The 24,749-nt window shown below is 32.6% G+C and carries 18 protein-coding genes; 6 read left to right on the top strand and 12 right to left on the bottom strand.

Features of this window, described 5'->3' with window-relative positions:
- Positions 1-3: 3 nt before the first annotated feature.
- The 4 genes from ABW637_RS11705 to ABW637_RS11690 form a co-directional block, all read right to left on the bottom strand.
- Positions 4-942 (bottom strand): CapA family protein, encoded by a 939-nt coding sequence (locus tag ABW637_RS11705; RefSeq protein ID WP_367584877.1) that lies wholly within the window; start codon positions 940-942, stop codon positions 4-6.
- Positions 943-957: 15 nt separating this feature from the next.
- The gene (locus ABW637_RS11700; protein WP_367584876.1) at positions 958-3,417 is read right to left on the bottom strand and encodes a DUF3160 domain-containing protein; all 2,460 of its coding nucleotides are present in this window, start codon (positions 3,415-3,417) and stop codon (positions 958-960) included.
- Positions 3,418-3,500: 83 nt separating this feature from the next.
- Positions 3,501-4,004, bottom strand: a complete 504-nt coding sequence (locus tag ABW637_RS11695) for a hypothetical protein (protein ID WP_367584875.1) — start codon at positions 4,002-4,004, stop codon at positions 3,501-3,503.
- A gap of 78 nt (positions 4,005-4,082) precedes the next feature.
- A complete protein-coding gene (locus tag ABW637_RS11690; RefSeq protein WP_367584874.1) occupies positions 4,083-4,835 on the bottom strand; it encodes a CDP-alcohol phosphatidyltransferase family protein in 753 nt (250 codons plus the stop codon).
- A 152-nt stretch (positions 4,836-4,987) separates the two neighbouring features.
- On the opposite strand from ABW637_RS11690, the gene lnt reads away from it, so the two are divergent.
- The 4 genes from lnt (at position 4,988) to ABW637_RS11670 (ending at position 10,748) form a co-directional block, all read left to right on the top strand.
- Positions 4,988-6,574 carry an apolipoprotein N-acyltransferase gene (gene lnt, locus ABW637_RS11685; protein ID WP_367584873.1) on the top strand — a complete coding sequence of 529 codons (1,587 nt, stop codon included), beginning with the start codon at positions 4,988-4,990 and terminating at the stop codon, positions 6,572-6,574.
- A 124-nt stretch (positions 6,575-6,698) separates the two neighbouring features.
- Positions 6,699-8,567, top strand: a complete 1,869-nt coding sequence (locus ABW637_RS11680; RefSeq protein ID WP_367584872.1) for an ABC-F family ATP-binding cassette domain-containing protein — start codon at positions 6,699-6,701, stop codon at positions 8,565-8,567.
- Positions 8,564-9,139 (top strand): hypothetical protein, encoded by a 576-nt coding sequence (locus tag ABW637_RS11675; RefSeq protein WP_367584871.1) that lies wholly within the window; start codon positions 8,564-8,566, stop codon positions 9,137-9,139. Before ABW637_RS11680 ends, ABW637_RS11675 begins: the two co-directional genes overlap by 4 nt.
- Before the next feature lie 169 nt (positions 9,140-9,308).
- The gene (locus ABW637_RS11670) at positions 9,309-10,748 is read left to right on the top strand and encodes a sodium:solute symporter (RefSeq protein ID WP_367584870.1); all 1,440 of its coding nucleotides are present in this window, start codon (positions 9,309-9,311) and stop codon (positions 10,746-10,748) included.
- Here ABW637_RS11670 and ABW637_RS11665 read toward each other — a convergent pair.
- A complete protein-coding gene (locus tag ABW637_RS11665) occupies positions 10,725-11,087 on the bottom strand; it encodes a CoA-binding protein (protein ID WP_367584869.1) in 363 nt (120 codons plus the stop codon). The two genes, ABW637_RS11670 and ABW637_RS11665, sit on opposite strands and share 24 nt — an antisense overlap.
- A 399-nt stretch (positions 11,088-11,486) precedes the next feature.
- Complete coding sequence (locus tag ABW637_RS11660) at positions 11,487-12,992, bottom strand: cadherin repeat domain-containing protein (protein ID WP_367584868.1); 1,506 nt, start codon at positions 12,990-12,992, stop codon at positions 11,487-11,489.
- Between the two features lie 352 nt (positions 12,993-13,344).
- On the opposite strand from ABW637_RS11660, the gene ABW637_RS11655 reads away from it, so the two are divergent.
- A complete protein-coding gene (locus ABW637_RS11655) occupies positions 13,345-15,717 on the top strand; it encodes a TonB-dependent receptor (protein WP_367584867.1) in 2,373 nt (790 codons plus the stop codon).
- A 273-nt stretch (positions 15,718-15,990) separates the two neighbouring features.
- On the opposite strand, the gene ABW637_RS11650 is transcribed toward ABW637_RS11655, so the two are convergent.
- The 6 genes from ABW637_RS11650 to ABW637_RS11625 form a co-directional block, all read right to left on the bottom strand.
- A complete protein-coding gene (locus ABW637_RS11650) occupies positions 15,991-16,998 on the bottom strand; it encodes a 3-oxoacyl-ACP synthase III family protein (RefSeq protein WP_367584866.1) in 1,008 nt (335 codons plus the stop codon).
- A gap of 253 nt (positions 16,999-17,251) precedes the next feature.
- Positions 17,252-17,506, bottom strand: coding sequence for a T9SS type A sorting domain-containing protein (locus tag ABW637_RS11645; protein WP_367585295.1), 255 nt, complete (start codon positions 17,504-17,506; stop codon positions 17,252-17,254).
- A gap of 128 nt (positions 17,507-17,634) precedes the next feature.
- Positions 17,635-18,267 carry a response regulator gene (locus tag ABW637_RS11640; protein WP_367584865.1) on the bottom strand — a complete coding sequence of 211 codons (633 nt, stop codon included), beginning with the start codon at positions 18,265-18,267 and terminating at the stop codon, positions 17,635-17,637.
- Positions 18,260-20,314 carry a tetratricopeptide repeat-containing sensor histidine kinase gene (locus tag ABW637_RS11635; RefSeq protein ID WP_367584864.1) on the bottom strand — a complete coding sequence of 685 codons (2,055 nt, stop codon included), beginning with the start codon at positions 20,312-20,314 and terminating at the stop codon, positions 18,260-18,262. The genes ABW637_RS11640 and ABW637_RS11635 overlap by 8 nt, the downstream gene beginning before the upstream one ends.
- A 218-nt stretch (positions 20,315-20,532) precedes the next feature.
- The gene (locus ABW637_RS11630; protein WP_367584862.1) at positions 20,533-21,840 is read right to left on the bottom strand and encodes an ABC1 kinase family protein; all 1,308 of its coding nucleotides are present in this window, start codon (positions 21,838-21,840) and stop codon (positions 20,533-20,535) included.
- 47 nt (positions 21,841-21,887) lie between these two features.
- Positions 21,888-22,553 (bottom strand): TetR family transcriptional regulator C-terminal domain-containing protein, encoded by a 666-nt coding sequence (locus ABW637_RS11625; RefSeq protein ID WP_367584861.1) that lies wholly within the window; start codon positions 22,551-22,553, stop codon positions 21,888-21,890.
- Positions 22,554-22,812: 259 nt separating this feature from the next.
- On the opposite strand from ABW637_RS11625, the gene htpG reads away from it, so the two are divergent.
- Complete coding sequence (htpG, locus tag ABW637_RS11620) at positions 22,813-24,699, top strand: molecular chaperone HtpG (protein ID WP_367584860.1); 1,887 nt, start codon at positions 22,813-22,815, stop codon at positions 24,697-24,699.
- Positions 24,700-24,749: the final 50 nt, after the last annotated feature.

Raw genomic sequence — 24,749 nt, 5'->3', positions numbered from 1 at the left:
ATGTTATAACATTGGCACACATGATTTAATATTAAATCTGGTATCTTTGAATACAACTTGTGATTTAGTCACTTCTATCTGAATCATTAATCCTTTGGAATTTATTGGGTCTGACTGATCAAAAATAAAATTACCAATACTGTAATAAATTGGATTACCCTTATAGTATTCTATAGATTGTATAGTATGACTGTGATGACCAATAATGCCATCTGCTCCAGAATTAATCAATATACGTGCTTGTTGTTTTTGAGAAGTTAATGGTACAGAAATATGCTCTGCTCCCCAATGCAACTGAACAATTATAACTGAATCAGGCTCATTATTTTTCAACTCTTTAATTTGCTTAGCAATAGCATCGAACGAATGCTCACAAACACAAGGTTTATCTTCTAGAAATGGCCAATTTTCTGAAGGTACCTGAAGTGATGAAAGAATATAAACCTTTCGTGGAGAATTTGTAATTAATTGGGGCTTACAGGCTTCTTCCAGATTATTTCCTACTCCCAAAGGGATCAACCCACTATTCAGAATATTGATTTTTGTATCAATCAATCCTTTTCTTCCCTGATCCATAACATGATTATTAGCCATATTAAGGTGCGTAATGCCATGATTCTTTAATTCTGGTAGCCATTCTGGCTCAGCTCTAAAAATATACTTCTTATTAATAGGTTCTTCAATTTTGGTAGCGGGGCATTCTAAATTAGCAATAACAATATCACTTTCGGCAAAAACAGAGTCTATCGTAGCATGAAATAAATCACCTATCCCTAAATGCTCTATCCTTTCTCTAACTCCTCTGTCCAGAAGTAGGTCTCCAACAAAAATAATTCTTTTTTTATCTATTTCTTTTTTTGAAAAATCACAAGAAACTATAAACATTACTGTCAAAAGCAGTAGACAAAATGGCTTATTAAATATCAGGTTCGAAGTATTCATCAACATATCTTTTCTCTAGCAACCCGAACTGTAAAAGATTTTCTCATTAGGTGTTGGTGCATCGATATTGATCATAATTTCTTTTATCCAATCCGGAATTTCTGGTGCCTCACCTTTCTCCAGCATTTCCTGCCACTCTTCATCTGTTAAACGGTTGCCCATTGGGACATGAAATTCATGATATCCTAACACAGCTCCTTTAGTGATATACAAGTATCCTTCAATCTCAACAACTACATAAATATCATTTACATTTCCGGTAGCCACATGTAAAATCCCTTTATCCGGATTATTAGGGCTATTTGATGTGTAAATATCGGCTACTACTGCTACTGATTTATCAGGGCCTTTTACATCACTCCAACCAGAAAGATATTGATCTTTTTGCTTTACTAAATCTAAAGTTAACCATTCGAATGTACTGCCTATAAGTTCAATTTGTATATATTCTTTTTCAGTTAGTTTCTTTCCGGATAACTCTTTCTTACTGGCAGAAAGTAAAAACTCTGCATTTTCCCTAATGCTTGTTGTTATCCTGGATATATCCTTGCTCATAAGGTTATTTCGTTCTAAAACTCCTTTGGTTAAATCTATTAATGCTATTACCGTGTTCCAATATCCAATGTTTGGTTCTACATACCCAACTGTATATGGGCTTGGTGGTCCTCCGCCTCCGCATTCGGCAGCCATGGGTTGTTCTGCATATAAAATTGCATCGTGTTTCAACTCTGCCCATGAAGCTAATGAAGCATTTAGGTCTTTCTTACTCCATTGAGGACTCTGCATAAAATAGGGATAACTTTTATTTGGTTTCTGCAATTCTAACAGACTATGAATCCATTTGGTATATACTGTCGAATTCCAATCTAATCCTTCCATTTTACTTTTTAGACCAGCAAGTATTTCAGGGTATTCACTCCAGTTTTCTCCCTCTTTTAATTCATTCAATAGAATTTTTTCTGCGGAAGCACTTCCAAAGGCTGCCATTACATCCAACCCCTTGGGATATCCTCTTTTTGTAACATCACTTTTGACATCAACCAACTCTTGTAACACTTCATTATCGGACAAATATCGTTGGGGAATGAAATTAATTTTATCTACACAACTGCCAGGTATTTTGGGTTTTATAATATTCTGAGCATCCGCTATTTTTTTTATTTCCTTTCTAAACTCTTCTAATGAGTCTTTATTAGTCAAAATAGTATTTAGATCAAACTCTTTATTCTTGATCAATTGTACTAAATCCAAGAATGAAACATTATCAGGAAGACCTATAATAAAATTGATAGGCTCCATAATGGCATTATATTTTTTTAAAGTCTCCTCTCCAAAATTTGGACTGTTTGCTAAAACTGAAGCATTAATCATTGCTCTTTTCAAGTGGATATCATTATCCAAACAAAAAGGTGCTGTTTGCAGCCACATCATTGCTTTAAAATATCTTTTTAGTCCGTCGGTTCTTGTATAATGCCCTCTTGGTTTAAAAAGACTATAAGGAAACGCTACCTGTTTATAGTCTAAAAAAATTGAAGGTGAATCTTCGGCCATATTTATACTTGTTAGCTCTTCTTCATACAGATCCTCAAAACCTAATGGCACATTTATTTTTTCCTGGGTAAGCGTAGTATAACCAATAGCATAGAACGTAAGATTATACTCGGCCAACTCTTTTATCGATAGGTCTTTTGTAGTCCCTGCAAGAGTTTTCATATCGGTCATCATTGCCTTACAAATCTGAGAAAGTAGTGGTATAAATTGTTGTTGCTCGATTTCTTTGAGAACATAACCAAAATACATATGAAACAATTGCATATACATATCAGTGGTAACAAAATTGGGGAACTGCTGATAATCATTTTGTTCATAAACATGAAACAACTGAATATTATCATTAGGTATAATAGCAAATCCATTCTGTGCAAGCGCCTCCATAAGTTCAGATGGAATTTTTTCCATCTGAAAAAGGTTAACAATATTGTTTAGGTTTGGAAACTTACGACTTGATTCCAATACAAAATTTTTTGCCTTCAACTCATTTTCTCTAGCTTTTAGTTTAGCAATGAATTTTTGCTCATCATCTGTATACGAAATAGGAGGCATAGGTTTTTCTTCTTCTTCTGCCCAATATCTTTCTTCCATTCTTGTATCATACCAGCTTGTAGTACTAAAAACCCCTCTGAGATCAGCCTTCATAAAACAATATCCTTGTCTAGCAGCAAAAGCATTTCTCAAAATCCGAATATCGGAAAGACTAAGATCAGAAACATCCATTTCTAAATCGATGTCATTTTTTAACTGTTCAACATTCAGACCCTTATCAGAAAACAATGGAAGCGTAGATTCTTGATCTCCCTTTATAATTTCTGATATTGTGTTTGTCTTTTCTTCTACAACAGGCTTGTCTTTCGGTTTTTCATTACCTCCGCAACTCAATAGAGTTAAGGAAACCAACAATAGTATTATTTTTTTCATCGATTACTATATAATTTTTAAAGATCATACGTTTCGAAATATCGAAAACCAATTATTATTTCTTTCTATTTTAGAAAAAATTTCTAGAAAGATTCTTCTTCTAAAAAAGTCAAAGCAGTAGTGCTATCGATTTCTCTTCTTAAATATCTAATAAATTCTAACCCAAACTTACGCCATTTATATTCTGCCACTAAATATTTGCCGCTTTTTTCTCTCTCAATACTTCTTATATATGTCCCGTCTTTATCCTGGTAACAACCGAAATTCACCAAAGGTTGACTTAATCTCGACCCTAACCAAAGTGGCCTTACTAACCCTTTATAGTTTTTAAAAATAAAAAGCCGTTTATCACTTGTCGAATCAAAGCGAGTAGACTTAATGACTCCAATTAATGCATCATCCGTTCCATTATTATCAATATCTCCTGTATGAAACTGGTACACTGGATAAGGCAATTTCCACCTATCGGAATGCTTACCAGAACTTATTTTAAGATAATAAAGTGAGTCATGTTCTTTTGTAAGAAAAAAATCGCCTTTCTTGAATTCTTTCTTATGAGATTCTACATCTGTACAAGATAAAAACATGCACAAAAAAACTATTCCAACTATAAAAAAAGATGGCATTCTAACGCAATTATCATTTAATATCATGATTATCATGCATTAATCTTTCCTTGTCAAAAACAAAGACATCAATATATACAACAATATAACCACAGGAATTGCTATAAACTTCAGTAAAACGATCAATGCAATAGTAAGAAGTAAGAAGATATAACGTACTTTATTTTCGTTAAAACCCCAGGTTTTAAATTTCAAAGAAAATAATGGGATTTCAGCATTCAATAAATAACAACTCAATAGTGTTAAGCCAATCAAGAACCATTTGTTTAGTATAATTTCTACAACCCAAGTTTCCTGTTGAAATTTAAGAATAAGCGGAAGACTAATGATCAAAAGTGTATTTGCCGGAGTAGGTAACCCAATAAATGAAGTCGTCTGGCGAGTATCGATATTAAACTTTGCCAACCGATATGCAGATGCTAGTGTAACTAATAAACCTAATAAGGATACATACGACATATCTATACTTGATAAGATATGATCAGAACCCCAAGAGTTTGGAGAAGTACCGAAAGGTTTTCCAAAAACTTGCGATAACAACTGATACATAATTACCCCAGGAACAAGACCACTTGTTACCATATCTGCCAGAGAGTCTAATTGCAGCCCTAACTCGCTTTGAGCGTTTAATATTCGCGCTGCGAAACCATCAAAAAAATCAAATCCTATTCCTAACATTACGAAAAGAGCGGCTAATTCTAAATTACCTTGTACCGCAAAAATCGCTGCAATGCACCCGCAAAAAAGATTGAGAAGCGTTATAATATTTGGAATTTGTTTTTTGATCCACATACATTTGATTTTGTGTAAAAATAACAAACTATTTCGGTCTGTTAATATAGATTTAAAATATGAAGGCATATACTTCATAAAAAAGAAGCATTCAATTTTATTAATTGTAACTAAATAAGTTTATTTTCGTTCTTATAAGGAAGTCTTTTTATATGAGAAACATTGTACTGTCCGTAATTTCTGGACTCTTACTCGCAGTTAGTTGGCCAACATATGGTTTTCCTTTATTTCTATTCTTTGGATTCGTTCCTCTATTAATTGCCGAGTACACTATTCGTAAAAACAAATACAGTAAAAGTCAGGTTTTTGGACTTGCATATCTTACTTTTTTTATCTGGAATATGATCACTACTTGGTGGATATACAATTCTTCGGCCTTCGGAATGTGGTTTGCTGAAATTGTAAACACAATGCTTATGGCACTTGTTTTTTTGATGTATCATATTGTTGCAAAAAGAACAACATTTACCATAGGAAGCCTATTTTTGGTTTGTTTTTGGATGAGTTTTGAATATTTTCATCTACAATGGCAATTTTCGTGGCCTTGGTTAAATCTAGGAAATGGTTTTGCCAACTTTACCTCTTGGGTACAATGGTATGAATACACAGGAACCTTTGGAGGAACTTTATGGATATGGATAGTCAATATCGGGGTTTTTAAAAGTATCATATTGTTTCAAGAACATAAAGAGAAAACTATTTTATACCGATCTGCCATTCGGCATGGTTTAATTGTAATAGTTCCGATCCTTATTTCTTTTATTATTCTAAAAACCTATACCGAAAAAGGTCAGGATGTAGAGGTTGTTATTCTTCAACCCAATATCAACCCGTATACCGAAAAATATAACACTACAGATAAACGCATAAGTATATTATTAGATTCTCTTACAAAAACTGCCATCACACAGGAAACAGATTTTATTATAGCCCCCGAAACTGTTTTTGCCGATAGCAACAGGTTACATAATTTTCCGTATTCCACAGCGAAAAAAACAGCTCAAGATATTATAAATATGTCCCCAAATGCACATTTTCTTTCGGGCATTTCTCTTATTGATGTTTTTAACGACCCCTCAAGAGTTCATGCTCAAACCAATGTGTATAAAGAGAATATTTTTTATGATGATTATAATTCTGCATTCTTTGTTCGCCCAGATGGGACCGATGAATTGTATCATAAAAGCAAACTGGTTGTAGGTGTCGAAAATTTCCCATATCAAAGCGTTCTAAAACCTATTTTGGGAGATGCCATGATTGATCTGGGAGGTACAGTAGCTAAAAAAACCACACAAGAAGATCGTGAGGTGTTTTTTACTAAAGATAGTATCGGTGTAGGAACTATGATTTGTTATGAAAGCATATATGGTGAATTTACAGCGGGATATGTTAGAAACAAGGCCGATTTCCTGGCCGTGATTACCAATGATGCCTGGTGGGGTAATACACAAGGACACAAACAACATCTATCCTATGCCAAATTACGTGCTATAGAAACCCGAAGAAGTATTGCCAGAAGTGCCAATACCGGGATTTCTGCAATCATAAATCAAAAAGGTGATATTATTACCCAACTAGGATATGAAAAACAGGGTGCATTAAAAGGAACTTTAAAAACTAATGATGACATTACTTTTTATGTAAAGGCCGGAAACTACCTGGCAAGAGTATCTATTTTCTTGTCTATTTTTATATTCTTGTTTTCGGTAACCCGACGGAAAAGGAAAATGCAAAATTAATGTGTATTATGAAGTCTTCATACTTCAGAAATAATCTATTTGATTTTCTAGCTTTGATACTCTGAAACTTTATACCTTTCTTTCTTTACAACTTTGTACCTTTGAAGCCTTATAAAAAACAATTGTGAATTACGTATCAGTAGAAAATGTTGCTAAATCCTTTGGAGAACGAATTCTCTTTAAAGACATTTCATTTGGAATCAATGAGGGGCAAAAAATTGGATTTGTAGCCAAAAACGGAACCGGAAAAACTTCTTTACTTAACATCATTGCCGGAGATGAGGAGCCAGATCAAGGCCAGGTGGTGTATAGAAAAAACCTGAAGGTTGCTTTTCTACCGCAAGAACCCGATCTAGATCCTGGTTTAACTATTGAACAAACCATTTTTGCTTCAGACAACCCTACTCTACAGGTAATCAATAATTACGAAAAAGCATTACAAAACCCTAACGATGCTGAGGCATACCAAAAAGCCTTTGAGCAAATGGATGCCATTAGTGCCTGGGATTTTGAAACACAATACAAACAAATACTTTTTAAACTCAAACTAGAACATCTTGATAAAAAAGTGAGTGAACTCTCGGGTGGACAAAAAAAGAGATTAGCTTTAGCTAATATCCTACTTAGTAAACCTGATTTATTGTATCTCGATGAACCTACTAACCATTTAGATCTCGAAATGATAGAATGGTTAGAGGAGTATTTTGCAAAAGAGAACTTTACTCTTTTTATGGTAACTCACGATCGTTATTTTCTTGAAAACGTTTGCAATGAGATTGTAGAACTAGAAAATGGACAACTATACAGTTACAAAGGCAATTATGCCTATTATCTAGGCAATAAAGAAGCCAGAATTACCAACGAACAAATTGCAACCGACAAAGCAAAACAACTCTATAAAAAAGAATTGGATTGGATGCGCCGTCAACCTAAAGCGCGTACCACCAAATCTAAATCCCGAATAGATGATTTCTTCGAAATCAAAGAACGTGCTCATAAACGTAGAAATGATCACGAAATTCAATTAGAAATCAATATGGAACGCCTGGGAAGTAAAATCCTTGAGCTCCATAAAATTTCTAAGAGTTTTGAAGATCTTGTGTTGCTAGATAAATTCGAATATGTGTTCAAAAAAGGAGAACGCATTGGTATTATCGGTAAAAACGGAACCGGAAAATCTACTTTTCTAAATATGATTACCGGTGGGATTACCCCAGATAATGGAAAGATTGTTATTGGTGACACCGTAAAATTTGGGTATTATACCCAACGAGGAATCACCATAAAAGAGGGTCAGAAAGTGATAGAAGTGATTAGAGAGTTTGGTGATTTTATTCCATTAAAAAAAGGAAGACAAATCTCTGCACAGCAATTATTAGAGCGCTTTTTATTTGATCGTAAAAAACAATATGACTTTGTAGAAAAATTAAGCGGTGGAGAACGAAAAAGATTATACCTGTGTACTGTTTTGATACAAAACCCTAACTTCTTGATTTTAGATGAGCCTACAAACGACCTTGATATTGTTACTCTAAATGTGCTAGAGAACTTTTTATTAGATTTTCCTGGTTGTTTAATGGTGGTATCACACGACCGTTATTTTATGGACAAAATAGTAGATCACTTGTTCGTCTTTAGAGGCAATGGGGTTATACAGGATTTTCCTGGTAACTACTCAGACTATCGCATCTATGAAAACAGTAGTGACCCTGCGCCATCTAAATCAGAAAACGAAGAACCAAAGGTTAAAAAGACCTGGAAAAAAGATAACAAAGCTGGATTATCCTATAATGAGCAAAAAGAATTTAGTAGAATTGAACGCGATCTCAAGAAGTTAGAGCTTCAGAAAAAAGAAATTGAAACTCTTTTTGTTGATGGTGACCTAGAAGGAGATAAGATTAATGAAGAATCTCAAAAGCTTCAGAAAATCATTGATCAGATTGAAGAAAGTGAGATGCGTTGGCTTGAACTTTCTGAAAAAATGGAAGAATGATTTTCGAATTTAAGTCATACTTAAAATTCCTACTAAAATCTACCAATCAACATGGGGTGCACTCTCCTTTCGTTTATGATTTGGTTACAAAATGTTTTTATAACAAAGAAGAAAGGGCTTCTTATCCTGCAATTTCATCTTTATCGAAACAACAAGTTGACAAAAAACGTTTTAGTATAGAAACTGCCAAACTGCTAAATCGCATTCCAGCCTACTTTGAAGCCAAAAAAGCATTAATTCTATCCAAAAATTCTGGGCCTCTTTCTGAAATTCTATCCCTAAATAATACTATTGAGGTCCATGAATCAATTCAGTTTAAAGGACACTATGACTTAATTTTTATAAATATAAATACCCTTATACATTACCTTAAGGTTGAGACATTATCATCAATAGCACATAATAATAGTGTTATCATTACAGATTCTATGCATAAATCCGAAATCAATACAATGATATGGGATGAAATAAAAGTTCATCCAAAAATCACTGTAACCATTGACACCTTTAGTTTAGGTTTTGTTTTTATCAGAAAAGAACAAGTTAAAGAACATTTTACCATTCGATTGTAACGGGTATTAACTAACGTGAATTTGAGGTAAGAAAATTTACTTGTCTTCGATACAGTTTTCTATCGAAAACCACTCTGACTGACGTAAATTTTCTTATGACCAACTCAAATTAAATAGTTTAAAGTTTGTAGTTAATTTGTATTTTGGTGCTTCATTTTAACCAAAATTTATGCAACCCACACACATTCTGCTTTTAATTGCAGCTTATTTTGGAGTTCTAATCCTTATATCATATTTCACCGGAAAAAATGCCGATAACGAGGCTTTTTTTAAAGCCAATAGACAATCGCCTTGGTATGTTGTAGCCTTTGGGATGATAGGTGCTTCGCTTAGCGGTGTTACTTTTATCTCAGTCCCAGGTTGGGTAGAGGCTTCTCAATTTAGCTATATGCAGGTAGTATTAGGGTATATTCTAGGGTATGCCATTATAGGTACGGTATTGCTTCCACTGTATTATAAACTAAATCTTACCTCGATATATACCTATTTAGATGAACGTTTTGGAAATTATTCATACAAAACCGGGGCCTCCTTTTTTTTATTATCAAGAGTTGTAGGTGCTAGTTTCAGGTTGTTTTTGGTAGCCAATGTTTTGCAAGCTATACTTTTTGATGCTTTAGGGGTTCCCTTTTGGGTAACAGTAATCATTACCATTTTGTTGATTTGGTTATATACATTTAAATCAGGGATTAAGACTATTGTTTGGACAGATACATTACAGACTTTATTTATGCTCATTGCCGTTGGCGTGGCAATTTATTATGTATCCGATGATTTGGGAATCCAAGGATCAAACCTATTGGGTTATGTGCTAGATAGCGACCTCTCTAAAATGTTCTTCTTTGATGATTTTAAAAGTGCCAATTACTTTTGGAAACAATTTTTTTCTGGGGCATTTATTGCTATCGTGATGACTGGGTTAGATCAGGATATGATGCAAAAAAACCTTACTTGTAAGAGTTTGAAAGATGCACAGAAAAACATGTTCTGGTTTACTATTGTGTTAACTATTGTAAACTTCATCTTTTTAGGATTAGGGTTATTGCTCACCCAATATGCCGCTCAAAATGGTATCGATGCACATAAAGATCAATTATTTCCGGTGATTGCGACACAAAGTGGATTAGGTTTTGGCATTGCTATTTTCTTTGTTCTGGGTTTAATTGCCGCTGCCTATAGTAGTGCCGATAGTGCTTTAACCTCTTTAACAACCTCTTTTAGTATTGATATTCTGGATATAGAAAAAAAATATAGTCCTTCGGATCAGGTAAAAACTCGAAAAAAGATTCATATTCTATTTTCTTTTATTCTGGTGCTAGTAATTATTGCTTTTAAATATATCATCAAAGATGAAAGTGTAATTGCCAAATTATTCGTGTTTGCGGGGTACACCTATGGACCATTATTAGGTTTATATGCTTTTGGATTGTTTACAAAACTAAATGTTAGAGATAAACTAGTCCCGATTATAGCTATATTATCACCGATCCTGTCTTATATTATAAGTGATAATAGTGCAACCTGGTTTGGTTTTGAGTTTGGCTTCTTTATTCTAATTTTAAACGGTTTATTAACCTTTTTAGGGTTAATATTGATTCGTAGAAAGTAAAACAAGAGTACAGGCTACCTCAACCTCGATATCTTTAGCTCTAAGTATTTGATATAACTCTGGGTTTTCGGTTCCGGGATTAAAAATCACTCTTTTGGGAGCAAGATCTACGAGGTAATCATAGTATGGTTGTTGTCGAAGCGGATTTAGGTATAATGTTACCGTATCGATATCTTCTATTCCTTTAGGATCTGTTTGAATTTCTACACCAGATACTTCTCCTGATCTTAAACCTATTGCATGTACTTCGTGATTATTATCTACTAATTTATTGATAACATAGTTAGAATATCTATCGACTCTTAATGATGCACCTAGCACAAGTGTTTTTCTATTCATAGATCATGAATTAAATGTAGTAGTAAATTATATCTTTCCAGACCTTCAAGTAACGGTTAAAACGTTAAAAAAGCAAGCAGAAATGTTAAAAACAAAGCATGTGTGTAACACAAATCAAAGCACAGCGTCTTACTTATAAAAGATATGATTTTTCATAAATTTAGTTAGTTAGTTACTTAATAATAATCAAATTTTATTCATAGTTGATGGTTAGTGTTACTATTTGGTTATTATAGAAAACCGCCCCTAAAAATAGGGGCGGTTTTTGTATTTAGCTTGATATGCAATTATTTTATTTGTTATTGTTCTATTTCATGATCGAGACATACTCTACTAATCACTAACATGTCGCACAAAACCGTATCAGCATACTACAAATCCATGCTATTGGATATTTTATTAAATCTGACAATTCCCATCAATAATATCTTGCTGTGTAGGGTTGTTTGCATTTTCTTCTACGTTATACATCCCTTTTATATTGTTGTTCTGTACTAGATTTGATATTCCACATAAATCTGTTAATGTTATATTATAAGTTATACTCAAATCATGACAAGTTGCTTTATTATTTAATCCATTGACATTTATCAAGGATTCATTTTGATGTATTGATATTGAACCTTCAGAAATAATATTACTTAACGCGTCAATACTAATTAACGAGTCATTCCAGCTTATATCAACATCTCCATTTAAAGCTGGAACGATTGATAACCCTAATGAAGTATTTGGAGCAATACCATCCAAACTTTCAAGGGAGCTATTATTAGAAATAATAAGAGAACCCCCGATTGAAGTTAATTTACCTAAGCCATTTAGATTTTTAATTAAAGGATTTAAGCTTATACCGACATATTCACCTACCGAGGTTATATTACGTAATCCATCAAGATTTAAAAGTGAAAAATTCCTTTCTATTATTAAATCACCACTAACTTCTCTAATATTACTAAGTGCATTTAGATCTTTAATTAAGATGTTTTGTATTATTTCTAAATCCCCGTTTACTGTTTGTATATTCTCAAGTCCATCTAAATTTATAAGCGAATCATTACTTTCAATTTCCATTTTTCCTACAGTGGTTAGGTTATTGAATATACTTATACTCGTAATTAAAGGATTATTGCTAATTCTTAACCATTGACCTACCGATGTAATATTAGATAGCCCATCCATATTAGTTAAAGAATCATTTCCAAATATCCTTAGATCGCCGTTAACAGAAGTAATATTAGATAACTCATCAAGATCAGTTATTAAATCACAGAAAACTATGGTTAAATCATTAGTAACCGTAGTTATATTTTCTAATCCCGATAAATCTTGTAATAATCCAGCTGCTACCCTTAAACTGCCTACAGTTTTAATTGTTCCTAAAGGCGCCAAAGAAGTAATATCTAAATCAATATCTCCTCCTTCGATATCGGCTACTCTAAGTAATCCTGTAACTTGAGTATATTGTTTTGCTCCAAAATCGTTAATCTCCTGTTGAGAACTAAGAATAATATCTCCTGCAAAAACAGTCTCATCAATATCATTTAAATTAATTGTAATCGTAGAAGTCTTAAAAATTTCCCCATTAGCTACTTTTACCTCTCCAATAATTGATGAATTGTTTTCAAAATCATAATTCTCGGTATTTAAAACTGTTAACTCGCCAGTTGATTGATTAATAGAGAATGAATTATTCGGACTTTGTGACACTATTGAAAAAGTTATTGTACCCTGATTCGTAACTCCCTTAACAGTACCTAAAACTTGATTTTCTGATGGGTTTTCGTTTATGGATATCGTAAAATCTTCTGTAGAAACATTAATTGACATAAGAGAATTAATATTATTTCCATCATCACTACTACAAGAGAAGAAGATTATTAAAATAAAATACCCTATTTTTTTCATAAAATTTAGTTTAAATTCAGTTAACATTTAATGTATGCGTCCCAGTAGTGCAAAATCTTACCAGCTCACGTGCAACTTCTTACGCATTGGTTGCTGTTTTAATATTTTCAGTAAAACATAACTCTCCACCGTTGCTAGTCTCTATTTATTATGCCGTGCGAAGCTATGTAAAATACTACAAATACAAATCCTTATCATCGGTTTTTTTTAGAGCTAGTCATTGTTAAAATCTACATAAAGTGTAACAGATATCAAGTATAGTCGTCTAGTACTATATATACGCTTAATCACCGTGTTGAATTACATAGGTATCGTTAGATACCAAACCTTTATCAATCAAACAAACATCCAAATGAAATCAATCAATCAAAAAGCATTTGCTTTACTTTTCTTATTTTCCTTTTGTTTACCAGGTATTGCTCAGCCAAACAATGAAGCCATTGTAGGTACCATAAAGGGAAAAGTAATTGATAAAAACCTTAATCAACCCATCCCCTATGCCACTGTTGTAATTACCGATGGCGCCAATAAGATAATTAGCGGCGGTATTAGCACAGAAAATGGAAATTTTCTGATTACAGATATACCAAGAGGAAACTATACTCTTAAAATACAGTTTATAGGATATACCTCTTACTCAACGCCTATAGAGATTTCGAGAAAAAGTAAAGACATAGATGTGGGAACAGTTGCTTTAGAAGAAAGTGCTGAAGCATTAGATGATGTAACTGTAGTAGCAGAGCGAACTACAATAGAACAAAAAATAGATCGCAAAGTTATTAATGTAGGAAAAGATCTTACCACTACCGGGGGTACTGCAGCAGAAATCATGAACAATATCCCATCGGTTAATGTAGACCAAGACGGTAATATTGCTCTTAGGGGAAATGAAAATGTGCGCATTCTTATTGATGGTAAACCAACCAATTTAAGTGCATCTCAACTATTAAGACAAATCCCCTCTACGTCTATCAAAAAAATTGAACTTATTACCAATCCGTCTGCAAAATACAATCCAGAAGGAATGAGTGGAATCATCAATATTGTATTACATAAAAACAGTAATATAGGTTTTAATGGAAATATAAACCTTGGCGTTAACTTTGATGAAAATGCCCGTTTCAACAACTCTATTGATCTAAATTATAGAACCGGAAAAGTAAATGTTTATGGCAATTATGGTGCAAATATTACCAAAAATCTAAATGCCGGGTTTGTACTTAGGGAAGATCAAAACTATCTAACCAATTTTAGCTTTTTAGATAATAACAAATCACATTTGTTTAAAGTTGGGTTAGATTATTATATCAATGATCAAAATACAATTTCTGTATATACTAATCAAAATTTGTTTGATGGTTTAACCAACGGAACTACAGACATTATCTTCTTAAATAATGATCAAAATGACCTTACTCAAGATTTGGTAAGTGATAATGATAATTTGGGATCAACGTATAATTTTGACTACAAGCATGATTTCAAAAAAGAAGGTCACAATATTGAATTAGAGGTGGATTACAATGTATTTGAAAGCGATAATGATGATGATTTTAATTTTATAGGAGGAGATGGTTCGTTTACCAATTATAATGATCTAATAGATAACGAAAGAACAAATACCACAATCAATCTGGATTATGTAAATCCTTTATCAGAAAAAACAAAACTAGAATTAGGGTATGAAGCCCGATTTAGAAGAACCGACAATAACTACCGATCAACACTTTTCCCGAATTCTATATACAGTTATGATCGAGATATTCATTCTTTATATTCTACCTATGGTAAAAATAATGAAAAGTGGTCTTACCAAGTTGGGGTTCGATTAGAAAGCTATCAGGTAGATGCAATTTTTAATGGAGAAAAAGTATTTGAAGATGAGATTTTTACTGCATATCCATCTGCATATCTTACCTACAGTCCTACAGAGAAAAATACGTATCAATTAAGTTACAGCCGAAGAGTAGATCGTCCAGGGTTAAATCAGGTGAATCCGATTAGAGAATGGAGTACACCAAGAATAATTTCTATTGGTAATCCATCACTTGATCCACAATTTACGAATTCAATCGAGGCTAACTATACCAAAAAAGTAAAGGGTGGATCAATAACGGGAGGAGTTTTTTACAGGCTCATCAATGATGAAATTAACTTAACTCTAATCGAAAACCCAGATGTCGAAGAAGGGCAAATACTAACCTTCGATAACTTTGATAATAACTCTGCCTACGGAATTGAGATCTCAAGCAATTACAAACCTACCAAATGGTGGAATTTTAACACAAGTTTTGATCTGTACGGTCAAACGGTAAAAGGGGTTGTAGAAGGCTTATCTAAAGAAGTTGATGCCGTGATTTATAATTTTAGGATGAACAATAATTTCAAAGCAACCAAAAATTTAACCTTTCAGATATTTGGGTTCTATAGAGGTGAACAAAAAGGTATCCAATTTGATATGAAACCTTTCTATTTCATTAATACGGGAGCCAGATACAATTTTCTTGAAGGAAAAGGAACTGCCAGTATTAATTTTAACGATATCTTCAATACCCAGCGATTTAGATTTGATGGGGATTCTCCTTTTCCGCAAAACGGAAGATTTCAGGGAGAAACTCAAACCGTTTATTTAGGATTTTCTTACCGTTTTGGAAGCGGAAAAAACAGGAAAGTTTCCAGAAAACGAAGAGATGCTAATGAAAAGTCTGGCGGAGGAATACTTTAACTAAATTTTTCGTAAAAAATATGTTAATTCACTGAATTATAATTAATATATTGGTTAAATTTAGTATCATATAATCAAAAATTTACATAAAGTTAAATAATTGTAAAAAATCAACATATTCTGTAACACATTACAATTTACAGCGTTTATTATAATATGATCATGGTTATGATTTATTTGAATTAGCCTTTAAAGAATAATAACCGATTTTTACTACATAAAAAACGCGAAGCTATAAGCTTCGCGTTTTTGTTTTTTTATGTTCTATTTATATTACCATTTTATAATCACACTCCCCCAGGTAAATCCACTTCCAAATGCAGCAAGAACCACTACATCACCTTCATTTATTTTACCTGATTCCCAAGCTTCAGTAAGGGCAATTGGGATCGATGCGGCAGTTGTATTACCATACTTCTGGATATTATTATACACCTGATCATCTGATAATCTAAATTGTTTCTGAACAAATTGAGAGATTCTTAAATTTGCCTGGTGCGGTATCAGCATATTAATATCTGTGGCCGTAAGATTATTAGCTTGCAACCCTTCATTAATCACCTCAGAGAAACGAACTACTGCATTTTTGAATACAAATTGTCCGTTCATATATGGGTAATAAGGAATATCTTCTTGTGGGTTTTCGGCAATAATTTCAGGAACCCAATGCTCTGTACTAGGTCCATCTAATGATAATTCTTTTGCATGAGCACCTTCACTATGAAGGTGAGTAGATAAAATACCTTTACCCTCTTCATCACTTCTTGTTAACACAGCGGCACCAGCACCATCTCCAAAAATAACAGAAACGCCTCTCCCTCGTGTCGTCATATCTAAACCACCACTATGGTTTTCACTTCCTATTACTAAAACATTTTTATACATCCCAGTTTTTATGAACTGATCTGCAACTGATATTGCATAAACAAACCCACTACATTGGTTGCGAACATCCAGTGCAGGGACTGTGCTCATATTCATCATATCTTGAACTCTCACTCCTCCTCCTGGAAAATACATATCAGGACTTAAGGTGGCAAATATGATAAAGTCAATATCATCTGTGGTTAAATTAGCTCTCTCTAAAGCAATTTTTGCCGCTTTAACCCCCATAATCGAAGTACTGTTACCATCACCTTTTTTAATATGGCGTCTTTCTTTTATACCTGTTCTTTCTTGAATCCAGGCATCATTGGTATCCATTATCTTAGAAAGATCATCATTAGTTACAACATTTTCAGGAACATAATATCCCAAACCTGATATTTTCGAAGTATACATATAGCTAATTATTGTGTATTGTGCGTTATTTTATTATCAGTTAAAACTGCCGCACAATATATGTATTCTTACAATCTTGATAAAAGAAACCGCTACTATATTGTATGCATGCATAATAATTTTGATACAAAAACTAGCTACATACTCTACTCTCTTTATGAGAACTATTATGAATTGGTAGTACTATGTTTTTGATACCAAAAAGGCTACAAATTTTAAATTTGTAGCCTTTTTCCCCCAATCTTCCTAAAACTTAGAGTTTCAGAAAATTTTTAATTATTACTTTATTTTCACTTTTTACCTTCATTGTATATATCCCTGCAGGCAATTTTTTCAACGAAATGGTATTCCTAATTACTGGATTACTATTCTCTATAACAGTTCGCCCTTGTGTATTCAAAACTTTGAATGATGATTTTGAAACACAATCATTAAAATCTACATATACTTCTCCTTCTGTCGGATTTTGGTATATCGAAAATATTTCCGTTTCAACTCCACTTATCATCATCTAATACCTACTCTTTAATAATTGCCTATTGAATTTTGATATACACAAATATATCTAATCAATCATCATCAAAACATACGTAACCCTACGTAATTGCACAAAAAGTACTTGAATAAAAAGCGTATTTAAAGTAGTAATTCTTTATTCTTTTGAGACCAGATAAGAAGTGAGTTGGGTTTTTGATCTATATGAAGTTTTCTAATGATATTTGCACGATGCTTTTCTACAGTCCTGGTAGAGATACTTAAAAAATCGGCAATTTGAGCACTTGTCATTTCATCGGCAATAAGTCTTAAGATTTTGATCTCTGAAGGTGTTAGGTTTTCGATATTAGTATCTTCATCGGTAGTGTGTGAAAATCGTTTATATATTTTTTCACTAAAATAAGTCTTTCCATCACATACTGCCGCTATGCACTCTTCTAACTCGGTTAAAGCAAATTCTTTTAACAAGTAGCCATCAATATTATATTTTATAGCTTCTTCAAAGATTTTTTTTTCTTTATGTAAGGTATTTAAAATTATTTTGGTGCTAATCTGATGTCGCTTGCATTTCTTAGCAATATCGATCCCTGTCATATTTGGCATTTCGATATCTAAAATTGCAATATCTGGTTTCTCTTTTACAATAGTATTGTACGCAGAAAGTCCATCAGAACAAGCAGCTATAATAGTATGTTTTTTTTCTTTTAGAAAGTCCTCAAGCCCTTTTAACAATAAAGGGTGATCATCTGCAATAAGTATATTGGGTTTAAACATGCTTTGGTATGTTAAAAATCAATGTTGTACCCTCATCTATTTCTGAGAGTATCTTAAAACTAGCTTTCAAAAATTTAGAACGTTCTGTTAATGTTTTTAAGCCAATTTTAGAAACAGACATTTTTTCTTTTGAAACGTCAAAACCCTGACCATTATCTTTAATAACGATCTCAATATTTTCATCTTTATTAACTACTTTAATCTCTGCAGACCTTGCATTAGAGTGCTTAAGGATGTTATTGAAACTTTCTTGAACGAGTCTATAAATATTTATTTCTCTTTCTTGATCAAAAACTTTATCGATATTATCAATTTCTGCCGAAATAAAGATATCATAGTTTTCATCAATCATTTCAACACTACTTTGCAATGTTACAGTAAGGCCTAATTCTTCTAATTTAAATGGATGCAATGTTCTGGATATCTCACGTACTTCATCTATAACTCCGTCAACAACTGATGCCGTTTTCATATCCTTGTTCTGCAAGACTTTATTCTTAATTAATAGTAAGCTTTGGCCTACACTATCGTGCAAATCCTTAGAAATTCGTTTACTAACTCGTTCTTGGGTTTGAAGTAGTTCTTGTAAAAATGATTGCTGTAATCTCTTATTTCGCATTAAGAAAACTCTATTTCTATATAAATAAATGCTTAGAAAAAGTAGACTCAAGCCAATTCCTCCAAAAATCATCAAGTTTTTCTTTGCCTTATCTTTGGCTTCTAAGATTTCAATACTTGCATTTTGCGATGCTATTTTATTCTCTCTTTTCTCTGTTTCATAAAGAGTTTGATAATAAATTACACTATTTGATCTTTTAATATTATATAAAGAATCTTTGAGAAGCATATATTTTTCGAGATGTGCATTAGCATCGGAAAGCTTATTAATTTCCTTATAAGATTTATATAGACATTCCTCTACATCCAACTGGGATTGTACATCATTCATTTTTATAAAGGCCTCCTGTTTCTGTTTTAAAAAGGGAATTGCTTCTTTATATCTACCTCTAGCCATTTCTAACTCGGCCATAACGTCTAAATATAGTATTCTACCATCTGGACCATTCTTAAAATCCACATCTTGTTCTATGGTATCTATATATTTTTCAGCTATTTCTGGTTGATTTTTGTATTTTGAGTAAAATACTGAGAGATATGCCCTTGTAAACATATCACTCTTGAAATTTGATACTTTTTTAGAAAATTCTAATGCTTTTAACAACGATGTTTCGGCATCATCATACTTTTTCTGTTTGACTAAATCCCGGTAATCCATTACACTTAACTGAGATAAGGCAGAATTATTTGGGTTCTTTTGACTGGTTAACAAATTTCTTGCTTCCTTTCTTGCCTTCATTGCTTCATTGAACAAAGACAATTGACTAAAAATATAAGAGATATTAATCTTGTTAAATGCCATATAGGTTGTATCCTTAAGCTGTATAAACAACTCGTTTACTTGCTGATATCTTAGTATAGCATTGGTTAAATCTCCTAATCTTTGGTGTGTATGTCCTGTATAATAAACCACTTTTGACATACCAAGTGTATCTTCGGTTTTGCTTAATATTTCTTCGGCTTTTCTAAAATCTGTAATTGCCTTTTCTAAATCTGCTATTTGAAAATTAATAAATCCTTGACTAGCATATAAATTACCAAGGTTACTCTTCTTTTTAATTTTACCACTGTCTTGTAAAATAGTATTAATAATAATCTTAGCAGAATCAGGCCGGCCCATTACCTTTAGATAATGGTCTGTAAGCTTTGACGTTTGAAAAGCTGCCAAATCAATACTATCTATGCCTCGGGCCAGATCAATATACTGTAATGCATATTTGGTATAATTTTTTTTATAAAAATCAAAGTCTGTTGACTTCATTTGTGCTATGCTCCTTGATAACGAATCCAATACATAGAGTTTTTCTATTTTTTCTGATGTATTTTCAACCTTATCAATCAAACTTGTCACTCCTTCTCTTTCTTGTGAATAAGTATAAAAATGAAGAGTCGCTGCAACAATACATATATATATTTTGCTTTTAAACATACTGGGGGATTTCTAGTCGTGAAGATAATGATAAATGTATTTTTTGAAAATGATGAGCTACTTTTTTATTCTGAAGATTATTCTTACAAATATAGATAAGAGAGTAAATATCTAAAGTAAAGCTGAACTCCCTAAAAAGCGAAAGATGCGCCAACCACAGCGCATCTTTCTAACAACCTAACCAATAAATAAACAAACCAAGTCAGTCGGGCGACTGACTATTGGTACTTTTCAAAATTCTTTACTCGAATTGTTGCTTTCAAATCGTGTAGCAAATTATATAAGCCAAAAAAGGTTCTATTGATATACAAAAAGTGCTTACTCCCTCTGTTACCATTCATCTTTCTTAGCTCTGTATCCCTAGAATATTTTTCACTTAATCTTGTTATTTTATCCCAGAACTCTTGATCTGCAAAATCAAAAGTTGTTTCGTTAAAAGGTTTCGTTAAAAGACTAAGCATCTCATGGAAAAGCTCCGAGAAGAATCTTTTTTCTTCGGGGGTATCATCCTCTCGGAGTATTTCCAATTGAAACATCTTTTGGGCAAAAAAACGTGAATCCTCTATATTTTTCTTTTCGGCTAACTCAAAATATGGAACATAGAACTCTAACGGTACTTTTTTCACACACCCAAAATCAATTGCTATAAGATTATCATCTGCATCTACCATAAAATTACCGGGATGCGGATCTGCATGTACAGCTTTTAAAACATGCAACTGATACATATAAAAATCCCAGAGTGTTTGGCCTATTTTATTTGCTTTCTGCTGGGAGGTATTTTGTTTTGCAAACTCACTAAGGTGCACACCATCCATCCAATCCATGGTAATAATACGCTCACTAGATAAGTCCTGATAATACTTCGGAAATTTCAGATTCGGTATTTTAACACATGCATCTGTAATTTCTTTACTTTGTTTAAGTTCTAATATATAATCAGTTTCTTCTAAAAGTTTTCCTTCTACTTCTTTAAAATACTTATCAGAATCTTTTCCTTTTAGATTAAACATTCTGATGGCGATGGGTTTAACCATCGCCAGGTCAGAACTTATACTGTTTGCAACTCCAGGGTATTGAATTTTCACAGCAAGTTTTCTCCCATCTTTAATTGCTTTGTGTACCTGACCGATACTCGCCGCATTTACAGATTGAGTTGCAAACGTATCATATAACTCTTCGGGATATTTCCCATGATACTTTTTAAATGTCTTTCTAACCAAAGGTGCCGATAAAGGAGGAACACTAAATTGTGCTAAAGAAAACCTTTCGACATATGCATTTGGCAGAATATTTTTTTCCATAGATAGCATTTGTGCCACCTTAAGTGCACTACCTTTTAAATTTTTTAATCCATCATAAATATCGGATGCATTATCTTCATTTAACTGATCTTTAGTCAATTCTGGATTAACTGCTTTCTTACCATAATACTTAAGATAATTACCCCCTACCTTGACACCCGTCTTTACTAGCTCTGCAGTGCGGCCTAATTTAGTAGTTGGTATTTTATCTATTGTTTTCATTACTTAAATTCTAATCTAAAAGTCAGGAGTATTTTAAATTCCTTACATTAATTCCACATTACTTTTTCTTTCCAAAGAAATTTTCCGAAATCCATCATATTATTTAATGGAGTATTATCGAATAGATCGAAAATTGTGTTTACAGATTTCTCTATTGCCACATCGGTTTTCTCAAAACTTCTAGATTCATCCCCTATCCAAAAATTTAAGAGAAATAAAAATTGTAGCCATGCACCTTCAGAAAATACAATTACAGGGTTTTTAGTAATCTTCAACATCTTTTCATCATTATCTGACTCTATTAACTCTTGAGCAAAACCTTTAATATGCCTACGCATATCTCTTAACTGATTGAGATTTTTAAAAGGCATATCATATCGTTTTAAAGCAAATAAAACATAGCTCCGGTTTAAAGTAAGCATTTCAAAAAGTGTATAATAAAGGGTTAGCATTTTATCTCTGCTAGAGAAATCAATGTATTCCTTATTTTTATTCATCGCATCAACAGTGGTAGTAAAAAAAGCACTCCAAATACTTCTTTCTAAACTTTCCAGACTCCCAAAATACTTGTAAAAATCTTCCTCTTTAAGGGCAATGTCTTTGCAAAACTTATATACTGATTTTGGATAACCATCATGTTCTAGCACATAATTCATGTACTTTGAAATTATATACTGATCATCTTTTATTTGTTTTTTATTTGTTGATGCCATTTTTAGAATTTTTACAACTATTGTAAATATAAGAATTGTTTAACATTTTCACAAAAAGATTAAACAAAAAATTGTTAAAGTTGTTTCAGAAAAAATGAAATTTCAAAATTGATAGGAGTTTAGTCTCTTTTTTTGTCAAAAAATTACATCATGACGTTAAAAAAAACGATGTTCAATGTCAGTTTGTCAGATTACTGGTATTGGTATTTTTTTTGACCATACACACTTCAAAAAAGATATATATTTAAAACCTTATACAATGACAACAGGAAATATTAATGTATCCGTAGAAAACATTTTCCCTCTCATCAAAAAATTCTTGTACTCTGATCACGAGATCTTCTTAAGAGAGTTAATTTCTAATGCTACAGATGCTACCTTAAAATTAAAACACTTATCTAGTATAGGCGAAGCCAAAGTAGAATACGGTAACCCTACCATAGAAGTTAAAATTGATAAGGATGCGAATCAACTACGTATTATCGACCAAGGAATTGGTATGACTGCCGAAGAGGTAGAAAAGTACATCAATGAAGTTGCTTTTTCTGGAGCCGAAGAATTTCTTGAAAAATATAAAGACAGTGCTAAAGACTCAGGTATTATAGGTCATTTTGGTCTTGGTTTCTACTCTGCTTTTATGGTAGCAGATAAAGTCGAAATTATCACTAAGTCTTTTAAAGATGAGCCTGCGGCACATTGGACATGTGATGGTTCTCCCACATATAGTATTGAAGAGCATAACAAGACTGAAAGAGGAACGGAAATCATTCTTCATATTGGTGAAGATGATACTGAATTTCTTGAAGAATCAAGGATTAGCGAGTTATTGGTAAAGTATAATAAGTTTATGCCGGTACCTATTAAGTTTGGAACCAAGACTGAGACATTGCCAAAACCAGAAGATGCAAAAGAAGAAGACCCTGCTCCAACTCAAGAAGTAGATAATATCATTAACAATCCTAACCCTGCATGGACTAAGCAACCTACCGATCTAAAAGAAGAAGATTATAAGGGTTTTTATCGAGAATTGTATCCTATGCAATTTGAAGAGCCATTATTTAATATTCACTTAAATGTTGATTATCCGTTCAACTTAACAGGAATTCTTTATTTCCCAAGATTAGGTCAGGATATGAATATGCAAAAAGATAGAATTCAACTATATCAAAACCAGGTATTCGTAACCGATAATGTCGAAGGTATTGTTCCAGAGTTTTTAACCATGCTAAGAGGAGTTATTGATTCTCCCGACATTCCCTTAAATGTATCACGTTCTTATTTACAGGCAGACGGTAATGTAAAGAAAATATCAAGTTATATCACTCGTAAAGTTGGTGATAAACTTAGTACGATGTTCAAAAACAATAGAGAGGATTTTGAACAAAAATGGAATGATATCAAAATAGTTATCGAGTATGGAATGCTTTCTGAAGAAAAATTCTTTGAAAAAGCAGATAAATTTGCTCTTTATCCAACGGTAGACAATACATTTTTAACTTTTGAAGAATTACAAGAAAAAATAAAGGATAATCAGACAGATAAAGACAATAAATTAGTGGTCTTGTATGCATCCAATAAAGATGAGCAACACGCTTATATCTCTGCTGCAAAAGATAAAGGTTATGAAGTATTATTATTAGATTCTCCTATCGTTTCTCATTTGATTCAAAAATTAGAAACCAGTAAAGAAAATACAACTTTTGTACGTGTAGATTCTGATCATGTAGATAATCTAATCAAAAAAGATGAAGAAACTATTTCTAAACTGTCTGATGAAGAAAAGGAGAGCCTTAAAACTGATTTAGAAAAAGTAATTCCAGCAGAAAAATACACCGTACAATTAGAAGCTATGGATAGTAATGCTTCGCCATTTATGATTACTCAACCAGAGTTTATGCGTCGTATGAAAGAGATGCAACAAACCGGCGGTGGTGGTATGTTTGGCATGGGTAATATGCCAGAAATGTACAACGTAATAGTCAATACAAATCACGAGTTGGTTGGACAAATTGCTTCTACAAAAACCGAAAAGAAAAAAGAACGTTTGATTAAACAATCTTTAGATCTTGCAAAACTGTCTCAAAATTTACTTAAAGGAGAAGAATTAACTTCGTTTATCAAACGTAGTTTTGAGATGATAAAATAAGATATGTAATCATTACATGCTGATATTAAACCGCTTCACTACTAGATAGT

Origin of the sequence: Aquimarina penaris, assembly GCF_040786285.1 — a bacterium.
In the GTDB taxonomy this organism is placed as follows: domain Bacteria; phylum Bacteroidota; class Bacteroidia; order Flavobacteriales; family Flavobacteriaceae; genus Aquimarina.
The sequence above is the reverse complement of the archived record's forward strand: the minus strand, read 5'-3'. Positions and strand labels throughout refer to the sequence as shown.